We start from the raw sequence: 985 nt of genomic DNA, 5'->3' as shown, positions 1-985 counted from the left end.
CACCGAACATGTTGCGGCGTGGGTTATGTTGCGGTGGCAGGATCTGGGCCGGTTTTGCGGGGGATTTCAGGGGGCTGGGCAACATAACCTCAGCGCAGCGGGGGTTTGTTCGTGATGGCGCGCGATGCAGCGGAGCTGTCGCGCCGCCTCGCGCGGGACGCTGAGGCAGTGTGTCGGCATTACCTGCCCAACGGGCGGCGGCAGGGTCAGTACTGGACCATCGGCGATGCGCGCAACACGCCGGGGCGGTCGATGTTCGTCCGGCTGAAGGGGCCGGAGGCGGGCCCCGGTGCTGCCGGTCATTGGACCGATGCCGCCACGTCTGAGCACGGCGACCTGCTCGACGTGATCCGGGAGAGCTGTGGGCTGACCGCGTTCGGCGATGTCGTCGAGGAGGCACGGCGCTTCCTGAGCCTTCCGCGGGTTGACCCTGTCCAGACCATCAATCATGTGCGCGCCCGCGCAGCGATGGGATCGCCCGAAGCGGCGCAGCGGCTGATCGCGATGGCGCAACCGATCCGGGGCACACTGGTAGAGACCTATCTGGCCGGTCGCGGCATCGCACCGGTCCATGACGCGGAGGCATTGCGGTATCATCCACGCTGCTACTATCGGCCCGACGATGGCGGACCAGCAGAGCGGCGTCCGGCGATGATCGCATCCGTGACCGACCTGCAAGGGAGGATCACCGGGGCGCACCGCACCTGGCTCGCACCGGACGGCTCGGGCAAGGCGGCGGTCCCTACGCCCCGGCGAGCGATGGGCAACCTTCTTGGCCATGCCGTGCGCTTCGGGGCGGCAGAGGATGTTCTGACCGTCGGCGAAGGGATCGAGACGATGCTGTCGCTGCGCGCGGCCCTGCCGGGCATGCCAATGGCAGCGGCATTGTCGGCCGGTCATCTGGGCGCGTTGGAGATCCCGCGCAGCTTGCGACGCCTCTATATTGCCCGTGACGCTGATCCCGCAGGTGACAAGGCAGCCGCCG

Annotated in this window: 1 protein-coding gene; it reads left to right on the top strand. The window is 68.3% G+C overall.

The window, feature by feature from the left end; translation table 11 throughout:
- Positions 1-114 precede the first annotated feature (114 nt).
- A partial coding sequence (locus tag G5B31_RS20910) for a toprim domain-containing protein (RefSeq protein ID WP_165020115.1) occupies positions 115-985 on the top strand: 871 nt, incomplete at its 3' end.

It is taken from the genome of Rhodobacter sp. SGA-6-6, assembly GCF_011043545.1.
Lineage (GTDB): Bacteria > Pseudomonadota > Alphaproteobacteria > Rhodobacterales > Rhodobacteraceae > Pseudogemmobacter.
This window is presented reverse-complemented; position numbering and strand designations above follow the sequence as displayed.